Source organism: Pedobacter insulae (assembly GCF_900113525.1).
Lineage (GTDB): Bacteria > Bacteroidota > Bacteroidia > Sphingobacteriales > Sphingobacteriaceae > Pedobacter > Pedobacter insulae.
Genome location: NZ_FOPP01000013.1, coordinates 15301 through 35485 on the forward strand (window position 1 = coordinate 15301; position 20185 = coordinate 35485).

The window sequence follows — 20185 nt, forward strand, 5'->3', positions numbered from 1 at the left end:
GTATACAATCTTATATTTCTAAAAATTATACAATGAATATTCTCAAAAATATTAGCTTATTGCTTCTTTTGGCAATGAGCTTCCTAGCCTGTACAAATAAATCAGACATTACCCCAGATTTCGATCAGACTAAACTGGTGCCTTTTTCCGTTGAGTTCGACAACATCGTGGGAGATAGAATTTTATCTATAAATAATACGGCAACGCCTTACGTAAATTCGAAAGGTGAAGCCTTTAGCATATCGCAGTTGCAATACTTTATCAGCAATATCAAACTAACCAGCACAAACGGGAAAATTTATACGGTAAATGCTGATAGTAGCTATTTTTTGATCAAAGGCGCCGATAAAAGCACACGTTTTGCTAAAATAAATGTACCTGAAGGCGATTATTCGCAGCTTACCTTTACACTGGGCGTAGATAGTTTGCGGAGTACAATGGATATCTCTAAAAGAACTGGCCCATTAGATCCTGCGGGTGGGATGAGCGAGGGAATGTATTGGGGATGGAACTCGGGCTATATATTCTTCAAACTGGAAGGAACCTCGGCTGTGATTAGCAACGATACAAATGGTGACCCAACGGGAAATAAGAAATTCCGTTACCACATTGGCGGATTTGGCGGATATAGCACACCCACTATTAATAATATTAAGCTTATTGATATTGATTTAACCAAGGCAGGTATTGCAAGAGTACGCAAAGATCGAAAAAGCAATGTGCATCTATTTGTTGATGTCATGAAATTTTTCGATGGGAACAATGCATTTAGCATAGCCGAACACCCTACGGTTATGTTTAGTGAATATAGCGTAAGTATCGCAAAAAATCTGACTGAAATGTTTAAGCATGATCATACCGAAAATTAGTGATCATGGGAACCAAACATTGGATAATAATGATAGCATGTTGCTTATTCATTATTGCTTGTAAAAAATCAGCCGATCTTATAGAAGATACAACGCTATTCGGAGGTTTTACCAAGCCGGCAAACTTTCCCGAACCGAGCTATAATTTTGCTAATAATACGATTACTAAAGCAGGTTTCGAACTTGGAAGAAATTTGTTCTATGAAGGTCGGCTATCTAGAAACAACACCATCTCTTGCGGTTCTTGCCATATGCAGTCGGCCGCTTTTACCCAGCATGGCCATGATGTTAGTCATGGTATAGACGATAGATTGGGTGTACGAAACTCACCACCTATTATGAACCTGGCTTGGAATAAAGCATTTATGTGGGGAGGTGGGGTGTACGACCTCGACCTTCAACCCATTGTGCCTATTACCGCACATGAAGAAATGGACGAACAAATTGATCGTGTGATGGATAAGCTAAGCCAACTTCCAAAATATCAGCAGCTGTTTAAGGCAGCTTATGGCTCGGCAGAAATTACTACAGCCAAGCTGATGAAAGCCTTATCGCAGTTCATGCTCATGTGCATCAGTAGTGATTCGAAATACGACCAGGTTATGCGTAAAGAGCAGCATGTTGCATTTAGCGAGTTAGAGCAAGAAGGGTTGTTATTCTTTAGGGAAAAATGTGCAGCCTGTCATACCGAACCACTATTTACTGATGGTAAATTTAGGAACAGTGGTCTATTACCCAGTGAGATCGATGATCAAGGTTTATATGAGTCGACATTGAATGTTACTGACCGTTATAAGTTTAAAGTCCCGTCGCTCAGGAATTTACGCTACACAGCGCCCTATATGCACGATGGTAGATTTTTAACATTAGATGTCGTTCTAGCACACTATGATCACCAAGTAGCAGATTTACCAAATCTCGACCCATTTTTAACACAGCGGCCTGGGTTAGGCATTTCGCTATCACCATCAGAACGGCAAGCATTACTTGCTTTTTTGAACACACTTAATGACGAAAAATTCATCAATAACCCACTTTTAGCGGAACAATAAAATGAAAATAAAAATTCTTTTAATACTGACTTGCATTAGCCTGGGTGCTAAAGCATGCGACATTTGTGGATGTGGTGTAGGTAGTTACTATATCGGCATCTTGCCAGCATACAATAAACGATTTCTCGGGGTTAGATACCAGTATAAAACCTTGCAAACGCATTTAGGTCCGCTAGGACAAGTTACCCCAATTACGGCCAATGAAACCTATCAAAGCGCCGAAATCTGGGGTGGTTGGAACATCGGCAATAAGTTCAGAATCTTGGCATTTCTCCCCTATAACTTTAATCGGCGTGAAAGTCAAGCCGAAATTGGCAGTAAAAATGGTTTAGGCGATATTGCGTTAATGGGCTATTATAACCTGTTTAACAAAGCAGGCACCGTGGGAAATAAACTATTGGTACAGTCGCTTTGGCTAGGTGCCGGAGTTAAAGCCCCAACTGGGAAGTATGAACCTGCTGAACGTTTGGCTATTCAAGAATCACCAAATAACTTCCAATTAGGTACAGCCAGTACCGATTTTAGTTTCAATGCTGCCTACGATATTCGATACAATGACCTGGGCTTAAATGCAAATGCAAATTATAAGGTAAATACCGAAAATGAGTATCAATATCGGTATGGGAACAAACTTACAGCAAATACATTGCTCTATTACAAGTTCAGAATTGCGCAGGCATTTACCATAGCACCCAACGCAGGTATGCTATATGAAACTGCTCAACAGGATATCGAAAACAACAAATATGAAATTGCGACATCAGGTGGCCATTCTTTGTCGGCCGTAATAGGTGCCGAATTTGCAATGAAAGGACTTTCTTTTGGTGCAAATTACCAGAACGTACGAGCTCAAAACTTAGCCGGCAATAGAGCCTTAGCCGGCAATAGGTTATTGGTTCATCTTTCCTTACCCTTTTAGCTTGCCCTTTTATGAATGGCTTGCGATATAACACATTTTTTGTCCTAACTTTACCTTATAAATAATCAATATGAAAAATCTCGCTTTTTTACTAATTAGTATCGCTATTTTAAGTTCATGTACTAACGAAAAGAAACTGCCTATCTACGGCGAAAGAGAAGCAAAAATTACCAAAGATGCCAGTGGCGCTGAAAAGGTAGACACAGTTTATCAAACCATTCCGGCATGGAGTTTCTTAAATCAAGACAGCGTAATGATTACGCAGGATGCTTTTAAGAATAAAATATACATAGCAGATTTCTTCTTCACATCGTGCTCAACTATTTGCCCGGTAATGCACAGGAACTTAAAAATGATTTTCGATCAATTTAAAGACAATCCTGATGTAATGTTTTTGTCGCACACGATCGATTTTAAATACGATAAACCATCTGTATTAAAAAAATATGCACAAAAGCTAGGCGTTGATGGCAACAAATGGCAGTTTGTTTATGGCCCAAAAGATAGCATTTACCAGATGGCTGAGCAAAACTATTTGGTGGCTGTTGGAGAGGACAGTACGGCCAGAGATGGCTATATCCATCAAGGATGGTTGGTTTTGGTAGATAAAGAAAAGAGAATGAGAGGTGCTTATGATGGTACCAAAACAGAACAAGTGGAACAATTGAAAAAGGATATTGTAATTTTACTAAATGAATATAAGAAATAGCATGCGGAGTTATTTGCTTTTTGGAATTTTCTCAGCTTTTCTTTCCTGCATGATCTATTCATGCCAGAGTGCCGAGGAAATAGAATACGCAAAGTATATGAGCAATGGTAAAGATCTTTATATTGCCCATTGTCAAAATTGCCATGGTACAAACGGTGAAGGACTAGGAGAATTAGCTCCACCCCTAACAGATACTGTGTTCTTAAAAACAAATAAGGCAGATCTGGCTTGCATCGTTAAAAATGGAAGCAATAAAGGAGTGATCATCAATGGGAAAAAATACGAAGGTAAAATGCCAAGTTTTAACTTAGCTACAATAGATATTGCTCAAGTAACCGTGTACATCACTAATTCATTTGGCAACAAGCAGGGTATGTACACTTATGAGCAGGTTGCGAAAGACTTGAGTTCATGTAAATAAGTCGAACTAACGACTTACGATTTAGCTCGGCAACTCCGTAAGTCGTTACTATTCCCTATCTTTGTAAAAAATGTAAGCCATTCTATCGCCGCAATCTTAGATTGAGGAGGAAAGTCCGGGCAACACAGAGCATCTCGCTTCCTAACGGGAAGGGATTTAGGAATGAAAACCTGAATTACGGAAAGTGCTACAGAAAATAAACCTCCCGATGTAAATCGGGGAAGGGTGAAAACGTGAGGTAAGAGCTCACGAACTTCTCAAGTGATTGGGATTTTGGTAAACCCCGGGAGTTGAAAGACCAAATAGGCTAACGCACGTAGGGCTGCTCGTCCGATGTTAGTGGGTAGGTCGTTAAAGATAAATGGCAACATTTATATTAGATTAATGATAGAAGCTGATTTATCAGCAACAGAACCCGGCTTATAGGCTTACATTTTTTTCTTTTCTATTGCTTTAAACTTGATAGTTGCAAAGTTTTCTTCCAATCTCCACACCTCCCAATATCCAACCCTAAACAATTCACCTAAATTATCGTTGTATTAAAAACTATACATATATTAGCACCAAATTAAAACGTAATAGCGAAAAATGGCAAAACTGTTAATTATTGATGATGAACGCGCGATAAGAAGCACGCTTAGGGAAATATTAGAGTACGAGAGCTACGAAGTAGAAGATATAGATAATGGAATAGAGGGATTAGAGCTTATTAAAAAGAACGATTTTGATTTAGTCCTATGTGATATTAAAATGAATAAAATGGACGGTATGGAGGTGCTAGAACAAGCGCTTACTTTTAAACCAGATCTTCCTTTCATTATGATTTCCGGTCACGGAACCGTTGAAACAGCAGTAGAAGCGAGTAAAAAAGGTGCGTTCGATTTTGTATCGAAACCACCAGATTTAAATCGTTTGCTCATTACAGTTAGAAATGCGTTAGATCGCGGCAATTTAGTAACAGAGACTAAGGTATTAAAAAGAAGAGTCAGTAAAACCCGTCATATTTTAGGGGCTTCAGACAGTATCAATAAAATCAAAGAAACCATTGAAAGGGTGGCCCCTACCGAAGCCAGAGTATTAATTACAGGTGCAAATGGTAGCGGTAAAGAATTAGTAGCGCGTTGGATACACGAAAAATCCAACAGAGCAGATGCGCCTTTAGTAGAAGTTAATTGCGCAGCGATCCCTTCAGAATTAATTGAAAGCGAACTTTTTGGCCACGAAAAGGGTTCATTTACCTCGGCCGTTAAACAACGGATCGGAAAATTTGAGCTTGCCAATGGAGGAACTTTGTTTTTGGATGAAATCGGAGATATGAGCCTCTCGGCGCAGGCAAAAGTACTTAGAGCTTTACAAGAACATAAAATTACCAAAGTTGGTGGCGAAAAAGAACAGGAAGTAAATGTACGTGTATTGGCCGCAACCAATAAAGATCTTTTAAAAGAGATCGAGGAGGGTAATTTCAGAATGGACCTTTACCACAGATTAAACGTAATTAATATTCATGTTCCACATTTAACAGAACGGACCGACGATATTCCTGAGATAGCACAAAATTTCTTAGAGGAGATATGCAGTGAATATGGAATGCCCGTTAAAAAAATAAGCGAGGGTGCTATGAATGCGCTTAAAGGGTTGCCGTGGACAGGTAACGTACGTGAATTACATAATATGATTGAAAGATTAATTATATTAAGTGATAAAACAATTACTGAAAACGACGTGAATATCTTTGCAAACCCAACAGGTGGAACAAATATTGGTTCGGTAGCCGGACAAACGGCGACAACTAATTCTACCATGAATTACGATAAATTCAGCAACTTCCAAGATTATAAAGACCACGCCGAAAAAGAATTTATCAAATTCAAACTGGAAAAAAACAATTGGAATGTTTCTAAAACAGCCGACGATATCGATATTCAACGCAGTCACCTTTACAGTAAAATTGAGAAATTTGGATTAAAGAGAGCCGAATAGAAAACGGTCGACTTACGAAGTTAATGTACGACAACATACAAGAAACTTCGTAAGTCTTTCCTATCTTTACTCCGTGAAATATCCGAACTTTAAAGAGCTAATCATTTTCGAAAACGACGATTACATCGTTGTAAACAAACCTCCCTTTATTGCATCCTTAGATGAGCGTGGTGCTGCCGGAGAAGTTAATATCCTTCGTTTGGCTAAACAATACTCGCCCGACGCACAGGTTTGCCACCGACTGGATAAAGAGACGTCGGGAGCTATTGTGATTGCTAAAAATCCAGAGGCTTACAGAAATTTAGCTATGCAATTTGAAAGAAGAAAGGTTAAGAAAGTTTATCACGCAGTGGTAGATGGACAATTTCAATTCGACAATCTTTTCGTTGACCTTCCTATTTTGAATGATGGCAACAAGAATGTGAGTATCGACAGACAAGAAGGGAAAAGAGCAGAAACTTATTTCAATACCTTAAAATACTATAAGCACTACACTTTAGTAGAATGTAAGCCAGTTACAGGCCGAATGCACCAAATAAGAATTCACTTAGCAACCCAGAGGGCTGCAATTGCTGGCGATCATATGTATAAGGGTAAACCAGTGTATTTATCGGCAATCAAAAAGGGTTATCGCCTTTCGAAAGATGAAGAGGAGTTACCAATTATGAAAAGGTTTGCGTTACACGCCAAAGAAATCGTTTTCAAAGGCTTAGATGAACAAGATATAAGCATCCAGGCGGCTTATCCGAAAGACTTCACAACCTTGTTAAAATTGCTGGATAAGTTTGATTGTTAACTTAACTCAAATTTATACCCTACTCCTTTAACCGTAGTTACATAATTCTCGCCTAATTTTTCGCGAAGTTTACGGATGTGCACATCAATGGTTCGGTTGGTTACAACCACCGAATCTTCCCATATGTTTTTTAGAATTGATTCCCTAGTATAAACTTTACCGGGTTTCGATGCTAATAAGTAAAGTAATTCAAACTCCTTTTTGGCCAAAACTACTTTTGCACCCCCTTGAAAAACTAAATAAGCTTCCCTATCGATTACAAGATCACCTATTTCAACTTTGTTATCTACAATTTCTTCACCGCTACTGTTCCTTCGTAAAATAGCATTAATGCGGCTAACTAGGGCTCTTGGCTTAATTGGCTTTGCTATATAATCATCCGCCCCTACATTAAAACCAGCAATTTCTGAGTATTCTTCACTCCGCGCCGTTAAAAATACCATAAATGTATGCTTAAACTCAGGGATAGCCCGCATTAACCTACAAGCTTCAATGCCATCCATTTTGGGCATCATAATATCCAAAATAATTAGATCGGGATGTATCTTTTTAGCCGTTGCAACCCCTTCCTGACCATTGCTAGCTAAATATACCTGATAACCTTCTTTTTTTAGATTGTACTCTATCAATTCTAAAATATCCGGTTCATCATCAACGATTAATATTTTTTGCTTGGCTGTACTCATTGTTTAATTATTTGTTACGAAAGTAAGTATACAATTGTACTATTGGGTTAAAATGAAGTTAACAAATTGTTAAGCCAATTAATTCTTAACAATAAATACGGTTTAAGGTAAGGTTTTCTTTAAAAAGCTTTCGAGTTCATCTCCTCTTAAATCGCGGGCAATAATTTTCCCTGCTGGATCTAACAGAAAAGAACTTGGTATGGCCTGAACCTGATACAGTTTCACTGTTTCACCTTCAAAATCCGCCAACTCACCCGCATGTGTCCACGTTAGTCCATCTTGCTTAATAGCTTGCGCCCAAGCCGCTTTATCTTTATCCAATGAAATCCCAAGAACGGTAAAATTTTTATCCTTGTAGGTATTATAGGCCTTTACTAGGTTCGGGTTTTCCGCTCTGCATGGTCCACACCACGATGCCCAAAAATCTAATAAAACATACTTACCTTTAAAATCTGCCAGGTTTATCGGCTTATTATCAAATGAATTGATTGTAAAGGCCGGTGCGGTTTGCCCAACCAATAGCGATTTCAATTTATTCACACGCTCTACAAAGCTCTTTACCGCAGGGTTCTTTTTCACATTTTCATCAACCTTTTCTGCATAGGCAACTAGTACGCTTTCATTTCCCATAGGGTTAATCGAACTGATTGCATAAAAACTCACCAATGAATTTGTGTTATCGTTCGCAAACTTGATCACATTAGCATTCAAATCATCTTGTGCTTTCATATACTGAGGCCTAATTTGCTCAAGGATTGCATCTCTCGCTTCAGGATTTGCCTCAACCTTTTGATCAAAATCTGCCTTTATTTTATCAAGGTCCTCCGAAGCTTTAAATTTCATCGTATTAAACTCAGTTAATTTATCCGCTTCGTCTGCACCACTTAACTTATAATCCCGATTGGCATCAGTTAAATCTGCAGCAAATTTAATCTCATCTCCATTCTTTGCAATGAACATATAGTCATTGCTACCAATGTTCAACCTATAAAAATCGGCATTTTCACTTGTTCTTGAGAATTTAAACTCTCCGTTTGTAGAAAGCGTAGTCGAATCAATGACCGACATAGTGCTATTATCCATTCCGTAGAGGTAAACTTTATTTTCCGTACCGAAATTTTCAACTTTCCCGTCGATCGTAAACTTGGTTTTATCTTTACATGCAGCTACAAAAACTACGAGCACACAGGCAATATATCCTAAACGTTTCATATGTTATTTCAATTTTTCTATTATTAAATCACTTATCTTCTTAGCGTCAGCTTTACCTTTGGCTAATTTCATTACTTCTCCAACAAACAACCCTAACACTCCTTTTTTCCCACCTTTATAGGCTTGTACTTGCGCTTCATATTTAGTTAAAACTTCTATAATGTATTGCAGGATTTCATCATTATCCTCTACAATTAATAAATTTAACTGCTTGGCAACTCCTAATACATCGTCAGTGGTATTTAACGCCGGCAACAATTGTTGTAGTGCATTTTGCTGACTAATTTTTTTATCGTCGACTAAATTAATGAGATCGGCCATTTGCGCCGGTTTCAACTTAAATTCTGCAATGCTTATTCCTTGTTCATTTAACAACGCCCTAATGGGACCATTTAACCAATTTACCAAGCTTTTTTGATTGTTCACTATTGGTAATGCTTTTAAAAGGTATTGATAGGCATCTATATCTTGTGCAATTATACCGGCATCAACAGTGCTAATACCTAAATCATCTACCAATTTAAGTGTAAGATCTTTGGGCAATAACGGCATAGAAGATTTGATTCTTGCCAACCAATCATCAGAAATTTCTATAGGCTGCAAGTCAGGATCTGGGAAATACCGATAATCATTAGCTTCTTCCTTACTCCGCATAGGCGATGTTGTACCCTGATCAGCATCAAAATTCAAGGTGCTTTGCACTATTTCACCGCCGTTTGAAATCACATCAACCTGACGAGAAAATTCAAAATCCATTGCTCTACGTACATTGCGGATCGAATTAAGGTTTTTTACCTCACAACGGGTACCAAAATCGCTACTTCCCTTCGGCCGGATAGAAATATTAGCATCACAACGTAACGAACCCTCTTCCATGTTGCCATCACTTACATTTAGGTGCCTAACTAACTGTCTAATTTCTGTTAGTAAAGCTGATGCTTCTTCAGCACTACGAATATCTGGTTCAGTTACGATTTCAATTAAGGGAACTCCGGCCCTGTTCAAGTCAACATACGAAAAAGCCGGGTCTTGATCATGCATACTTTTACCGGCATCTTCTTCTAAGTGGATACGATTAATGCCAATCCTCTTTTCTTGTCCGTTAGCTAAGTAAACTATTAAGTAACCATTTCCGCAAATCGGACTATTATCTTGGGTAATCTGATACCCCTTAGGCAGATCAGCATAAAAGTAATTCTTTCTATCAAAAAAATTATGTTGATTAATTTTGCAGTTCAAAGCCAAGCCAATTCTAATGGCCTTCTCAACCACTTCCTTATTAAGTTTTGGAAGTGCACCTGGCAAAGCTAATGAAACTGGAGAAATATGTGTATTTGGATCAGCACCGAAAGTTGCACTATCTGCTGAAAATATTTTAGATTGTGTATTTAACTGCACATGTATCTCTAACCCAGAAACTAATTCAAACGCGGTGGTACTTGTACTCATTAACAGAAATATCTTTTAAAAACATGGATTATACTGTTCCAAATATAAATCAAAAATGTATCAAAATTGTGATTTTTAGGTAACATTCTATTTGTGGCACATAATTAGTATTACACTTAGTACACAAAAATGAAAACCGATGAAAAAATTAATCCTAATGGCATTAGTGGCCAGTGCCACAGCCATTTACCAACCCGCAGAAGCGCAAATTAGCCTTCAAATTAACATTGGCGCACAACCAAATTGGGGCCCAAGAGGCTACAACCATGTAGATTACTATTATTTGCCCGAAGTAGAAAGCTATTATTATGTTCCAACAAGGCAATTTATCTACCTTGAAAGAAATAAATGGGTACACCGCAGATCATTACCTGCACGTTACCGTAATTATGATTTGTATGGAGGCCGAAAAATAGTGATTAATCAACCACGTCCTTATTTACAGCATCATGTCTATCAAGCTAGCCATTCAAGACAGAGGGTGAAACATGTAGAATACAGTTATCGTAAAGGAAATGGTAAATCTGCTCATCATAGATCATCAAAATCTAGGGGCAACAGTCACCATGGTCGACACTAGATTATATTTTCTATCAACAAAGTATCATTGCGAGGCAGGAAGCAATCTAAATAAGATTGCTTCCTGCCTCGCTTGAGGAATAGACGTTTATAATTAAAATCTTTTACCCAATGTTATCCCCAACCTAGGATAAGCCTCGGTAACATAAGGCGTTCTATTACCAAACAATCTGCCTACACCTAGAAAGGCTTCACCTGAAAAGCCATTACGAGTCAAAAACTTGCGACCAACGGAAGCGCCCATACCAAAATTTGTAGAATTTTTTTCCACTTGATCTATCCTCATACCAGATTGACTTTGATAGCTCTCCGCATAATAATCGTAACTATTAGTAGTTAAAACAGTTGCATTTGCTTCAATAAAGAAGCCATTTGCTTTCTGACTTCCAAAATAAACACGAAAGTGCGGTGTAAGACCGAACTTATAATCCACTTTATCATCTACACCAATAAACAATGAAGCCCCTACCCCCATGTTATCTGCTAAAATCCGTTCATAGCTCACTTCCGGCATGCCCAGTATCGCATACAATAGGTTAAATTTAATTTCATTCACACCTCCATGCCCTATGGACTCAGCGTTTTTTTGAATAGCTTTTTTTAACGTGTCAGCTTCCTGAGCGTAACTTGCAAAGGATAAGACTGAAACTAAGCCTATTAGAAAAGTTTTTTTCATGTTTATTGGTTTATTTATTTGTAAAACGTTAAAATTCAAGAAAAAGTTACAATCTATAAATTTAAAAAAGATCGGGCTTTAACCAACACGCTTGCTAACCCTTGAGCATTTTTACCACCAGCCGTTGCATAAAATGCTTGGCCACCGCCACCACCCTGTATTTCTTTTCCTAATTCTCGTACTATTTTAGCTGCATTCAATTGATCAGATACTTTATTTTCTGCAATTATAACCGTAATCCCTGGTTTGTCGTCAATTAAAGTTGTTAAAACAAGGTATAAGTCTGGCACCATAGCCTTTACCTCAAAGGCCAGATTCTTAACTGCTTCAGCACTTGGCAAATCTACATGAGCAGCAATAAAGTTAACCCCATTCACAAGTTCTGCTTTATCCGCAATTTCTTGCTTCATATCACCTGCTTTTGCAAGCATACTTTTCTCCACTTCTTTTTTAAGCTTCGCATTTTCTTCTAGCAAAGCCTGAACAGCAGCAGTGATATTTTGGCTACCTTTGAATAAACTTTTTAACTGGGCAATTTGATTGCTTTGGTTTACAATAAACTCTTCTGCCCTGTGAGCTGTAATGGCTTCAATACGACGAACTCCTGCCGCCACTGCACTTTCAGCAACAATTTTAAAATAGCCTATTTGTCCGGTTGCTTTTACGTGAGTACCGCCACAAAGCTCTTTTGAAAAATGATCATCAAATGTAATTACCCGTACAAAATCGCCATATTTTTCACCAAAAAGTGCAGTTACGCCTGAAGTGATTGCTTCATCGTATGGTACTTCCCGTTGTTCCTTTAACGGAATATTTTCTCTAATCTTTTGGTTAACAATTCGCTCAATCTCAGTTAAATCAGCCTCATTTATCTTTGCAAAGTGAGAAAAATCGAAACGCAGATTATCGGCATTTACTAAACTACCTTTTTGATTCACATGAGTCCCTAAAACTTTCTTCAATGCCGCATGTAGCAAGTGTGTGGCCGAATGGTTATCCTCCGTCAAAATCCGTTGCTCCTCATCAATAACCGCCCAAAACTTCCCTTCAACGTCCGTTGGCAAAGTGTCTGTATAGTGAACAATTACACCATTTTCTTTCTTAGTATCAGTTATTCCTACCCAAAACTGCCTACTATGATCTTCTAAACGACCTTTATCGCCAACCTGACCACCACTTTCCGCATAAAACGGAGTTTGACGCAATACAATTTGATATTGATCTTTTCCTTTTGCACTTACTTTTCGGTACTTTAAGATATCCGTTTCTATCTCCGTTAAATCGTAACCAACAAACTCCGTATCATTGCTAGGATTAACGATTACCCAGTCGCTGGTATCTATTGCTGTAGCTGCACGTGAGCGATTTTTTTGTTGCTCAAGTGCACTATTAAAGCCTTCCATATCAACCGTCAACCCTTTCTCGCGAGCCATTAGCTCTGTTAAATCAATTGGAAACCCAAATGTATCATACAACTCAAACGCAAAATCTCCATCAATTATAGATTTGCTTTCATATTTTTCAAACCGTTGAATACCGGTAGCTAGCGTTCTCAGAAATGAAGCCTCTTCTTCTAAAACTACTTTTTGTACAAATTCCTTTTGCAGATATAACTCGTCGAACACACCTTTAAACTGCTCGGCTAAAACAGGAACTAGTTGATTCAAAAAGGGTTCTTTCAAATTTAAGAATGTATAAGCATAACGTACGGCTCTTCTAAGAATACGGCGGATTACATAGCCTGCTTTATTGTTAGAAGGCAATTGTCCGTCAGCTATCACAAATGAAATAGCCCTGATATGATCTGCCATAACCCGCATAGCAACGGCTTCATTCCATCCTTTATGTCCTGGTTCGGCATCACCTATATACTCAAAACCCGACTTTCTGGAAATAAACTGAATAAGCGGCTGAAACACATCACTATCGTAATTTGACGTCTTGCCTTGCAATACTCTCACTAAACGCTCAAAACCCATTCCAGTATCAACGTGCTGCGCGGGCAATGATTTTAACGACCCGTCTTTTAAACGGTTAAATTGCATAAATACATTATTCCAGATCTCAATTACCTGAGGGTGGTCAGCATTTACCAGATCCTTACCGTTTAAGGCATTTCTTTCTGCAAGCGGCCTACAATCAACATGAATTTCAGAACACGGTCCACATGGGCCAGTATCTCCCATCTCCCAAAAGTTATCCTTTTTATTACCTAGAATAATGCGATCTTCTGGAACAAATTGTTTCCATAATTCAAACGCCTCGCTGTCACGTGGCAGACCTTCTTTCTCATCGCCCTCAAAAATCGATACATATAACTGGTCTTTCGGAATTTTAAAAACATCAGTTAACAATTCCCAACTCCAAGCTATCGCTTCTTTCTTAAAATAATCGCCAAAACTCCAGTTACCCAACATCTCAAACATGGTATGATGATAAGTGTCAATACCCACCTCTTCCAGGTCATTGTGTTTTCCAGACACCCTTAAACATCTTTGGGTATCGGCAACACGGGCATATTTAATAGATGCTTCACCCAAAAACAAGTCTTTAAATTGGTTCATCCCTGCGTTGGTGAACATCAAAGTGGGGTCGTTTTTCACTACTATTGGGGCGGAAGCTACTATATGATGTTGTTTGCTCTTAAAAAAGTCTAAATAGGTCTGTCTTATTTCTTTAGCGGTCATGGTTACAAAATTAAAATTTTATTGCGGTATTCTACTAAAATCCATTTACATTTGAATACTTTAAGTAAAACCTACAATTCACTAATAATCAGACAAAACCATGCCATACAAAGAGAGAGACATTAATAAAATGTATTATACCATGGGTGAGGTAACCGAAATGTTTGGTGCCAATGCTTCTCAAATTAGGTTTTATGAGAAAGAATTTGATGTACTGCAACCTAAAAAAAACAAAAAAGGAAACCGATTATTTACTCCTGAAGACATCGAAAATCTTAAGATTATTTTCCATTTAGTGAATGATAAGGGTTTCACTTTAAAAGGCGCAAAAGACCATTTAAAAAACAATACAAGTGAGGTTAAAGAAAATCAAAAAGTAATTGCTTCTTTAGAAAAACTTAAAGATTTCTTACTAAAGTTAAATGAAGAAATTTAGCTAGCTAATTAATCAGCAGTTACAAAGCCAGTATTATTTTTAGCATTTTTAAGCACAAAGTCAATATTAAGCTGTACTTCGTCCATCATTTCATGGGATACAGCGGGAAAATACTCCAGTAATTTAACTGACTTTTCACCATTAAAAGAAATACTTTGATCGCTATTTACTTTAAATTTTAAAAGAAAACTACTTGTATTGCTCACACCGCCAATGGTTAAGAAACCTACTACATGCACCATTCCCATCATAGGCAATACCATAACCTGGGTTTGCTCGAAGGTAACTTTTTTACCTCCCAGATTACTATTTGTGGACTGCACATTCAATTGAACGCTCGGTAAAACAAACTTTAGATTATAAATTTCATCCAGTTGTCCGTCTTTAATCAAATACCTACCCTCACACTTAACTTCATTCGCTGCTTCTACAACAAGCTCGCTCAATGGTTCTTGAACCAAATCCAAATCAGCGGCCATCACAGCCCGATATAAGGTTTGAGCATCACTTTGCAATGTCGTACCAATTAGCAATGTAACCAGCAAAAACATAAAAGAAATTTTACTAAAGCAAGAGGTTTCGAAAGCGTAATTTTTCATGGTGATAATGTTTAGGGTTTATATTTATTTGATCTATTTTAAATTTTTCATAGGTAGATGAATATTTATCTTAAATCAAATAGGCCGTGCCAATAATCTAATCTAAATTATTTATTTTAAATTTTATAATTTTTTCTCAAAATTAAATACTCCTAAATGTTGTCAAAAATAGTCAAATAAGGCTAATTTCACTGATTAATAACGAGTTAACATCTGCAAAATATTTATAAATATTTTTATCAACATTATTTTTTGTTAATTAAAATAGAAAATTACAGTGGCCTGTATTACCCATATCGTATAATTTATTACCCATATTGGGCAAATTATTGCCCAATTAAAATAATTCAGATTATTGAGCTTTTTAATTACACACCTAAATAACTAAACGTCTTAGTTGTAATTAAAACAATTGTCGCCTTTCACTGTCCTTTACTTAATCAATGTAAAGGCATATCCATGAAAAAATGTATATATATTGTTGAGGACAACCAGGACATAAGAGAGATATTGGAATACCTCTTAATCGACGAACACTACCTAGTTAAAACATGTCCAACTGTGAAAGAGTTTTGGATGCAAATGAAAAAACATCTACCTGACATGGTTGTGTTAGATATTATGTTACCAGACGGCAATGGTTTAGATATTTGTGAAAAGATGAAAAATGAGCGCAAAACATATGATATTCCTGTTATGATGATGTCTGCAAACTATCAAAATGCAGACATCGAACAGACATGCAAAGCCGAAGAGTTTATAAGTAAACCTTTCGATATAAATAATTTCATGAGTAAGGTTAACCGACACCTTGCTGGATAAATAAAATAATTAGTATATTTAAATCGTAAGAACAATTCAGCTTATTCTACTAATATGAGGCCTGTAGACAAAAGTTATTCATTTCCAGCAATTATCGCAATCGGACTACTGCTATCAGCTTTTATCATCGCTGGGGCTTATACTTATAAATACAAAGACAAAAGACGGGTATTGGTTACCGGAAAGGCAGAAAAAGATTTTGTAAGCGATTTAATTGTATGGCGTGGAGACTATTCTCGTATTAGCATGGATTTAAAGGAATCATATTCCAGTTTAAAAAACGATGAGCTTGCTATTCGCTCTTATTTGAATAAAAAGGGCATAAAAGATAGTGAAGTTGTTTTCTCGGCTGTTAACATCAATAAGCTTTATAATCCGCAGTACGACAATAATGGTCGATTAATTTCCAATAATTTCGGAGGCTATAGCCTAACTCAAAATGTAAAAGTCGAGTCTACCAATATTGATCAAGTCGAGAAGATCAGTCGTGAGATTACAGAACTCATCCAAAGTGGAATTGAACTGAATTCAGCACCTCCTTCCTACTATTACACTAAAATGTCGGAATTAAAAATAGATTTGCTAGCTAAAGCAAGTAAAGATGCCAAAGATCGTTCTCAAAGCATTGCTGAGAACGCCGGAAGCAGTTTAGGCGATTTAAAATATGCCAATATGGGGGTTTTTCAAATTACAGGTAAGAACAGCAATGAAGATTTTAGCTATGGAGGAGCATTTAATACTTCTTCAAAAAATAAAACTGCAAGCATTACCATCCGTACTGAATATGCCGTAAAGTAGATTCAATGTTGGTTACTCGGTTTCTTTAACATTATCCGGCCTTTCTATGTTTTGATCATCATGATTTTGTGGCCGAGTTCTGTTACCATTTCCGCTGTTTTGAATGCTGCTCCCATACCCTACAGGTTTAGCACCGTTATGCGTTTGGTGAACGCTCTTATCTACAAACTTTTCTTTTTTAACAGGAGTCTTATCTTGAGTTTCCATATAAGTATGTTTATTAATTACTTAACTAACAGTTTCTAAATTGAATGGTTTTCCTTAAACTCGATAAACTTTCTTGGGAAAATAGCGGACCGAGTTTTGGCTCTCAACTCCAGATATTTAACTATCTTTGGCCAAAGAAAAAAAATGGCAGTATTACATCGTAAAGAAGAAAAAATTCAAGCAGTGCTTGGTAGATTACCAAAAAAATACAATTCAGATGATTTTGTAGCAATGTTTATAAAGCTATACTCTAAAGATTGGGGTAAAATTAAGTCGGCATACATTAAGGCATCTCAAGATAAAGAACCTGGTACCGTAATTCATATGCCTAAGCCAGAACTCTATTTGAAACAAATTTTAGAAATCTTCTTAAATCAGAGAACAGAACCTAGTACTGCAGTCACCAAAGAAGAAGCTATAGCCACTGAGCCAATAGTGCCGAAAGAAAAAAAGGTTACCAAAACAGCTAAACCCAAATCTCCTGCTAAAAAAACAGTCGAATCCAAACCAGCCGTTGAAACTAAAAAAGCTCAAGTAAGCAGTACGGAAAAATCTAGTGAGAAGATTAAAAAAGCTAAAGTGGCGCTTAAAAACGAGGATGATGAGAAAAATACTACGATTAAAAAACCAAAAGTAGTCGTTAAAAAGAAAACTGAATAAGTCTGACTTAAATAATTACAACTCCTTAAAAAACTCTTCTACATTAACCTCTAGCGCCTTAGCAATTTGCAGGATGAGGTAGCATGACGGGTTAATTTTCCCATTTTCTATCCTACTTATGCTTTGAAAATCTTTATTTATTAAAGCACTAAGCTCTGCCTGCTTTAAGCCTTTTTCCTTCCGTAAACGCGCAACATGTTTACCTAAAGTTTTCTTAAAAAGCTCTACATCTTTTGACATGGCGCAAACTCAAAAGATTTCAATAAAAACACCTAAACGTATTTGTTTAGTTGTCTATTTTTTCTTAGATTTATTCATATCAACTAACCCCCAAGGATTCCCAAGAATATTAATTTGCGGTCCAATTTTTTAACTTAGTTAAAGCCAAAAAAAGATCTCCATGAATAAAAAACTACAAATTTTAACTGTCGACAGGAAAAACGGAGATGGGTACTGGATAGCGGGAATATTTGAAAACGAAGAAGCAGTTTCAAAATACATTGATCTTTATCTATTTGAAGATGATGACTTCGAAGTGGAAACATTCGACTTTCCGAATGAAGTAAAGAGCTTGGACAATCAAGAATATGCTTATCAGGTATTGGCAATCAACAACACTACATTTGCCATTGAACGAATTTTAGACCCTGAAGATTTTAGAGGCTTAACCATAGAAAACGATCCAAAATCGCCCTTAAGAATTACATTGTCTGCTAAAAACGCCGCGGATGCCCAGGCTAAATGCTTGCAGATCATGTCTAAACAATTGGTAGATTAGAAGCAATTTTCTTACATTTAACGTATGATTACGCTATTAAGAACTGATGCTACAAATACAGATTTCATAGCGTTGGTAAAATCATTAGATGAATATTTAGCACTTATGGATGGTGCTGAACACTCATTTTATTCGCAATTCAACAAAATTACGCTGCTCAACAATGTCGTCATAGCCTTTGATGACAATACTCCAATTGGATGCGGGGCATTCAAACCTATTGATGACAATAAGGTTGAAATCAAAAGAATGTTTGTGAAGGAGGAGGCTAGAGGGCAAAGAATTGCCTCGAAAATACTAACCGAGCTAGAAAATTGGGCCTCAGCATTAGGATTTAATCATTATATTTTAGAAACGGGCATTAAACAGACCGCCGCAGTAGCTTTGTACCACAAAATGGGATATCGACAAATCCCAAATTATGGCCAATACGAAGGAATAACAAACAGCATTTGTTTTTCAAAAGCCAATGAGGGTCACTGTTGAATATAGGAGAAGGTTAGGCAACCAATTCCCCATTTTTACCCGATTTTTAAATACCAACACCATTCCCTACAAAACCGTTAAGTTTGGGGCGCATTGAAAAACATCCTTTTAAATAGCTTAAGCAGCTTATTTTTCGAAAAATCAATCTACTAAAAAGTAAACCAAGCGAATGGCATTACTGTTGCCTATTCATATGTAAATTATATACCAATGAAATTTGCAAAACCCATTCTTGTTTTAATTACGATTTTGATATTGACCTATACCGTAAGCGCAAGTAATGTATCTTTTAATCATTTAGAAATAAGCAGTCAAATTCCGGTAACTGCTTTACCGCTAAACGGTGATTTATTATTTGCATTATGTGCAATTGCTTCCTTAGGAGGATATCTTGCTCTTAAAAAATAGCGAACTACACTCCGCTATTTACAAAAAAACCACCATCCACATTAATTACAGTACCTGTTACAAATGAGGAGGCATCGCTCAATAACCATTGCAGTGCGCCAATCAACTCATCAGTATTACCAAAACGTTTAAACGGAGTTTGCTTAATGACCAGGTTTCCACGTTCTGTATAACTGCCATCTGGCTGGGTAAGCAAGGCTCTATTTTGCTCTGTTAAAAAAAAACCTGGGGCAATTGCATTCATCCTCACTTTATCTCCAAACCTATTAGCGAGCTCAACAGCAAACCACTGGGTATAACAATCTATTGCGGCCTTACCCATACTGTATCCCAAAACTCTAGTAATTACCCTTTTTGAACTCATAGAAGATATATTTACAATGCTACCTTTTCCCCTTTCAAGCATTACTTTCCCAAAAATCTGAGTGGGAATTAAGGTTCCCCAAAGATTCAGTTCCATGGCTTTGCGCATTCCATTGATATTCATCCCAAAAATATCGTCGTCTTTTAAAATAATTGCTTCTGGTATGTTTCCTCCCGCAGCATTTACTAAACCATCTATTCTTCCAAACTCGTTTAATACTTTGTCTCGTGCTACTTCCAAAGTCGCTTCATTTAATACATCAGCGATGAGTGCGATTGCTTTCCCTCCATTTTTTTTCACGTCGGCCACTCTGCTCTTCGCTACATCTTCATTACGCCCTAATATAGCAACCGTACCACCTGCTTCGGTTATACCTTTTATAAATGATTGTCCAATAATGCCTGTCCCTCCGGTTACTACTATTACCTTATCTTGTAAAGAAAAATTTGTCATGCTTGTTCCTATATTAATCATAAGCCCGAAGATAATATAATTAAGGATGAATGCTTAGGAAAGGAATGAAATCTGTTAAACTTTGTTAAACAACAAGTTAAACTATGTTAAAGGGTTTTAATTAATTAATCAAGCTATT

General features: G+C 37.1%; 24 protein-coding genes and 1 other RNA gene. 16 read left to right on the forward strand and 9 right to left on the reverse strand.

Annotated features, from left to right (window positions below; genetic code table 11):
• Positions 1–32 precede the first annotated feature (32 nt).
• The 8 genes from BM207_RS17440 (at position 33) to BM207_RS17475 (ending at position 6746) form a co-directional block, all read left to right on the forward strand.
• Positions 33–869, forward strand: coding sequence for an MbnP family protein (locus BM207_RS17440; RefSeq protein ID WP_090997465.1), 837 nt, complete (start codon positions 33–35; stop codon positions 867–869).
• A 29-nt stretch (positions 870–898) separates the two neighbouring features.
• Complete coding sequence (locus BM207_RS17445) at positions 899–1921, forward strand: cytochrome-c peroxidase (RefSeq protein WP_245768157.1); 1023 nt, start codon at positions 899–901, stop codon at positions 1919–1921.
• Between the two features lies 1 nt (position 1922).
• Positions 1923–2840, forward strand: coding sequence for a transporter (locus BM207_RS17450; RefSeq protein WP_090997472.1), 918 nt, complete (start codon positions 1923–1925; stop codon positions 2838–2840).
• Positions 2841–2910: 70 nt separating this feature from the next.
• Positions 2911–3549 (forward strand): SCO family protein, encoded by a 639-nt coding sequence (locus BM207_RS17455; RefSeq protein WP_090997475.1) that lies wholly within the window; start codon positions 2911–2913, stop codon positions 3547–3549.
• Positions 3533–3970 carry a c-type cytochrome gene (locus tag BM207_RS17460; RefSeq protein ID WP_245768158.1) on the forward strand — a complete coding sequence of 146 codons (438 nt, stop codon included), beginning with the start codon at positions 3533–3535 and terminating at the stop codon, positions 3968–3970. The genes BM207_RS17455 and BM207_RS17460 overlap by 17 nt, the downstream gene beginning before the upstream one ends.
• Before the next feature lie 69 nt (positions 3971–4039).
• Positions 4040–4409: RNase P RNA component class A (rnpB, locus tag BM207_RS17465), an RNA gene on the forward strand.
• A 149-nt stretch (positions 4410–4558) separates the two neighbouring features.
• Positions 4559–5950 carry a sigma-54-dependent transcriptional regulator gene (locus BM207_RS17470; protein WP_090997478.1) on the forward strand — a complete coding sequence of 464 codons (1392 nt, stop codon included), beginning with the start codon at positions 4559–4561 and terminating at the stop codon, positions 5948–5950.
• Between the two features lie 73 nt (positions 5951–6023).
• On the forward strand, positions 6024–6746 hold the full coding sequence (locus tag BM207_RS17475; protein WP_090997481.1) for an RluA family pseudouridine synthase: 723 nt from the start codon (positions 6024–6026) through the stop codon (positions 6744–6746).
• On the opposite strand, the gene BM207_RS17480 is transcribed toward BM207_RS17475, so the two are convergent.
• The 3 genes from BM207_RS17480 to gatB all read right to left on the reverse strand — a co-directional run bounded on the left by BM207_RS17480 (position 6743) and on the right by gatB (position 10093).
• Positions 6743–7432, reverse strand: coding sequence for a response regulator transcription factor (locus BM207_RS17480; RefSeq protein WP_090997484.1), 690 nt, complete (start codon positions 7430–7432; stop codon positions 6743–6745). The genes BM207_RS17475 and BM207_RS17480 overlap by 4 nt on opposite strands.
• Before the next feature lie 102 nt (positions 7433–7534).
• A complete protein-coding gene (locus tag BM207_RS17485) occupies positions 7535–8644 on the reverse strand; it encodes a TlpA disulfide reductase family protein (RefSeq protein ID WP_090997488.1) in 1110 nt (369 codons plus the stop codon).
• A 3-nt stretch (positions 8645–8647) separates the two neighbouring features.
• Entirely contained in the window at positions 8648–10093 is a 1446-nt protein-coding gene (gatB, locus tag BM207_RS17490; protein WP_090997491.1) for an Asp-tRNA(Asn)/Glu-tRNA(Gln) amidotransferase subunit GatB, read from the reverse strand.
• 139 nt (positions 10094–10232) lie between these two features.
• On the opposite strand from gatB, the gene BM207_RS17495 reads away from it, so the two are divergent.
• Complete coding sequence (locus tag BM207_RS17495) at positions 10233–10673, forward strand: hypothetical protein (protein ID WP_090997494.1); 441 nt, start codon at positions 10233–10235, stop codon at positions 10671–10673.
• A 93-nt stretch (positions 10674–10766) separates the two neighbouring features.
• Here BM207_RS17495 and BM207_RS17500 read toward each other — a convergent pair whose 3' ends face one another.
• Together BM207_RS17500 and alaS are read right to left on the reverse strand one after the other, a co-directional pair.
• Positions 10767–11348, reverse strand: coding sequence for a DUF3575 domain-containing protein (locus BM207_RS17500; protein WP_090997497.1), 582 nt, complete (start codon positions 11346–11348; stop codon positions 10767–10769).
• A 53-nt stretch (positions 11349–11401) separates the two neighbouring features.
• Positions 11402–14035, reverse strand: coding sequence for an alanine--tRNA ligase (gene alaS / locus BM207_RS17505; RefSeq protein ID WP_090997501.1), 2634 nt, complete (start codon positions 14033–14035; stop codon positions 11402–11404).
• 100 nt (positions 14036–14135) lie between these two features.
• Between alaS and BM207_RS17510 the strand changes: the two genes are divergently transcribed.
• Positions 14136–14471, forward strand: coding sequence for a MerR family transcriptional regulator (locus BM207_RS17510; protein WP_090997504.1), 336 nt, complete (start codon positions 14136–14138; stop codon positions 14469–14471).
• A gap of 8 nt (positions 14472–14479) precedes the next feature.
• Here the strand turns inward: BM207_RS17510 and BM207_RS17515 are convergent, their stop codons facing one another.
• Positions 14480–15070 (reverse strand): hypothetical protein, encoded by a 591-nt coding sequence (locus tag BM207_RS17515; RefSeq protein WP_090997508.1) that lies wholly within the window; start codon positions 15068–15070, stop codon positions 14480–14482.
• A 459-nt stretch (positions 15071–15529) separates the two neighbouring features.
• Between BM207_RS17515 and BM207_RS17520 the strand changes: the two genes are divergently transcribed.
• A complete protein-coding gene (locus tag BM207_RS17520; RefSeq protein WP_090997511.1) occupies positions 15530–15892 on the forward strand; it encodes a response regulator transcription factor in 363 nt (120 codons plus the stop codon).
• A 54-nt stretch (positions 15893–15946) separates the two neighbouring features.
• Positions 15947–16690, forward strand: a complete 744-nt coding sequence (locus tag BM207_RS17525) for an SIMPL domain-containing protein (RefSeq protein ID WP_090997513.1) — start codon at positions 15947–15949, stop codon at positions 16688–16690.
• 12 nt (positions 16691–16702) lie between these two features.
• Here BM207_RS17525 and BM207_RS17530 read toward each other — a convergent pair whose 3' ends face one another.
• Positions 16703–16897, reverse strand: coding sequence for a hypothetical protein (locus BM207_RS17530; RefSeq protein ID WP_090997517.1), 195 nt, complete (start codon positions 16895–16897; stop codon positions 16703–16705).
• 144 nt (positions 16898–17041) lie between these two features.
• Here BM207_RS17530 and BM207_RS19170 point away from each other — a divergent pair, with 144 nt between their 5' ends.
• A complete protein-coding gene (locus BM207_RS19170; protein ID WP_177217170.1) occupies positions 17042–17557 on the forward strand; it encodes a hypothetical protein in 516 nt (171 codons plus the stop codon).
• 15 nt (positions 17558–17572) lie between these two features.
• Here the strand turns inward: BM207_RS19170 and BM207_RS17540 are convergent, their stop codons facing one another.
• Positions 17573–17797, reverse strand: coding sequence for a helix-turn-helix domain-containing protein (locus BM207_RS17540; protein ID WP_090997520.1), 225 nt, complete (start codon positions 17795–17797; stop codon positions 17573–17575).
• Positions 17798–17957: 160 nt separating this feature from the next.
• On the opposite strand from BM207_RS17540, the gene BM207_RS17545 reads away from it, so the two are divergent.
• The 3 genes from BM207_RS17545 to BM207_RS17555 all read left to right on the forward strand — a co-directional run bounded on the left by BM207_RS17545 (position 17958) and on the right by BM207_RS17555 (position 19229).
• Complete coding sequence (locus BM207_RS17545) at positions 17958–18335, forward strand: hypothetical protein (RefSeq protein ID WP_090997523.1); 378 nt, start codon at positions 17958–17960, stop codon at positions 18333–18335.
• Positions 18336–18359: 24 nt separating this feature from the next.
• Positions 18360–18821 carry a GNAT family N-acetyltransferase gene (locus BM207_RS17550; RefSeq protein WP_090997526.1) on the forward strand — a complete coding sequence of 154 codons (462 nt, stop codon included), beginning with the start codon at positions 18360–18362 and terminating at the stop codon, positions 18819–18821.
• Between the two features lie 210 nt (positions 18822–19031).
• Positions 19032–19229: a hypothetical protein gene (locus tag BM207_RS17555; protein ID WP_090997529.1), complete on the forward strand. Its 198-nt coding sequence runs from the start codon at positions 19032–19034 to the stop codon at positions 19227–19229.
• 4 nt (positions 19230–19233) lie between these two features.
• Here the strand turns inward: BM207_RS17555 and BM207_RS17560 are convergent, their stop codons facing one another.
• Positions 19234–20067 (reverse strand): SDR family oxidoreductase, encoded by an 834-nt coding sequence (locus BM207_RS17560; protein ID WP_245768159.1) that lies wholly within the window; start codon positions 20065–20067, stop codon positions 19234–19236.
• Between the last annotated feature and the right edge of the window lie 118 nt (positions 20068–20185).

Excerpts from the sequence above, each read along its gene's own strand:
- BM207_RS17550 (WP_090997526.1), top strand. The coding sequence starts at position 18,360 with ATGATTACGCTATTAAGAACTGATGCTACAAATACAGATTTCATAGCG.
- BM207_RS17515 (WP_090997508.1), bottom strand. The coding sequence starts at position 15,070 with ATGAAAAATTACGCTTTCGAAACCTCTTGCTTTAGTAAAATTTCTTTT.
- BM207_RS17560 (WP_245768159.1), bottom strand. The coding sequence starts at position 20,067 with ATGATTAATATAGGAACAAGCATGACAAATTTTTCTTTACAAGATAAG.
- BM207_RS17450 (WP_090997472.1), top strand. The coding sequence starts at position 1,923 with ATGAAAATAAAAATTCTTTTAATACTGACTTGCATTAGCCTGGGTGCT.
- BM207_RS17480 (WP_090997484.1), bottom strand. The coding sequence starts at position 7,432 with ATGAGTACAGCCAAGCAAAAAATATTAATCGTTGATGATGAACCGGAT.
- BM207_RS17445 (WP_245768157.1), top strand. The coding sequence starts at position 899 with ATGATAGCATGTTGCTTATTCATTATTGCTTGTAAAAAATCAGCCGAT.
- BM207_RS17455 (WP_090997475.1), top strand. The coding sequence starts at position 2,911 with ATGAAAAATCTCGCTTTTTTACTAATTAGTATCGCTATTTTAAGTTCA.
- BM207_RS17500 (WP_090997497.1), bottom strand. The coding sequence starts at position 11,348 with ATGAAAAAAACTTTTCTAATAGGCTTAGTTTCAGTCTTATCCTTTGCA.
- BM207_RS17545 (WP_090997523.1), top strand. The coding sequence starts at position 17,958 with ATGAATAAAAAACTACAAATTTTAACTGTCGACAGGAAAAACGGAGAT.
- BM207_RS17525 (WP_090997513.1), top strand. The coding sequence starts at position 15,947 with ATGAGGCCTGTAGACAAAAGTTATTCATTTCCAGCAATTATCGCAATC.
- alaS (WP_090997501.1), bottom strand. The coding sequence starts at position 14,035 with ATGACCGCTAAAGAAATAAGACAGACCTATTTAGACTTTTTTAAGAGC.
- BM207_RS17555 (WP_090997529.1), top strand. The coding sequence starts at position 19,032 with ATGAAATTTGCAAAACCCATTCTTGTTTTAATTACGATTTTGATATTG.
- BM207_RS17440 (WP_090997465.1), top strand. The coding sequence starts at position 33 with ATGAATATTCTCAAAAATATTAGCTTATTGCTTCTTTTGGCAATGAGC.
- BM207_RS17530 (WP_090997517.1), bottom strand. The coding sequence starts at position 16,897 with ATGGAAACTCAAGATAAGACTCCTGTTAAAAAAGAAAAGTTTGTAGAT.
- BM207_RS19170 (WP_177217170.1), top strand. The coding sequence starts at position 17,042 with ATGGCAGTATTACATCGTAAAGAAGAAAAAATTCAAGCAGTGCTTGGT.
- BM207_RS17485 (WP_090997488.1), bottom strand. The coding sequence starts at position 8,644 with ATGAAACGTTTAGGATATATTGCCTGTGTGCTCGTAGTTTTTGTAGCT.
- BM207_RS17510 (WP_090997504.1), top strand. The coding sequence starts at position 14,136 with ATGCCATACAAAGAGAGAGACATTAATAAAATGTATTATACCATGGGT.
- gatB (WP_090997491.1), bottom strand. The coding sequence starts at position 10,093 with ATGAGTACAAGTACCACCGCGTTTGAATTAGTTTCTGGGTTAGAGATA.
- BM207_RS17495 (WP_090997494.1), top strand. The coding sequence starts at position 10,233 with ATGAAAAAATTAATCCTAATGGCATTAGTGGCCAGTGCCACAGCCATT.
- BM207_RS17520 (WP_090997511.1), top strand. The coding sequence starts at position 15,530 with ATGAAAAAATGTATATATATTGTTGAGGACAACCAGGACATAAGAGAG.
- BM207_RS17470 (WP_090997478.1), top strand. The coding sequence starts at position 4,559 with ATGGCAAAACTGTTAATTATTGATGATGAACGCGCGATAAGAAGCACG.
- BM207_RS17540 (WP_090997520.1), bottom strand. The coding sequence starts at position 17,797 with ATGTCAAAAGATGTAGAGCTTTTTAAGAAAACTTTAGGTAAACATGTT.
- BM207_RS17460 (WP_245768158.1), top strand. The coding sequence starts at position 3,533 with ATGAATATAAGAAATAGCATGCGGAGTTATTTGCTTTTTGGAATTTTC.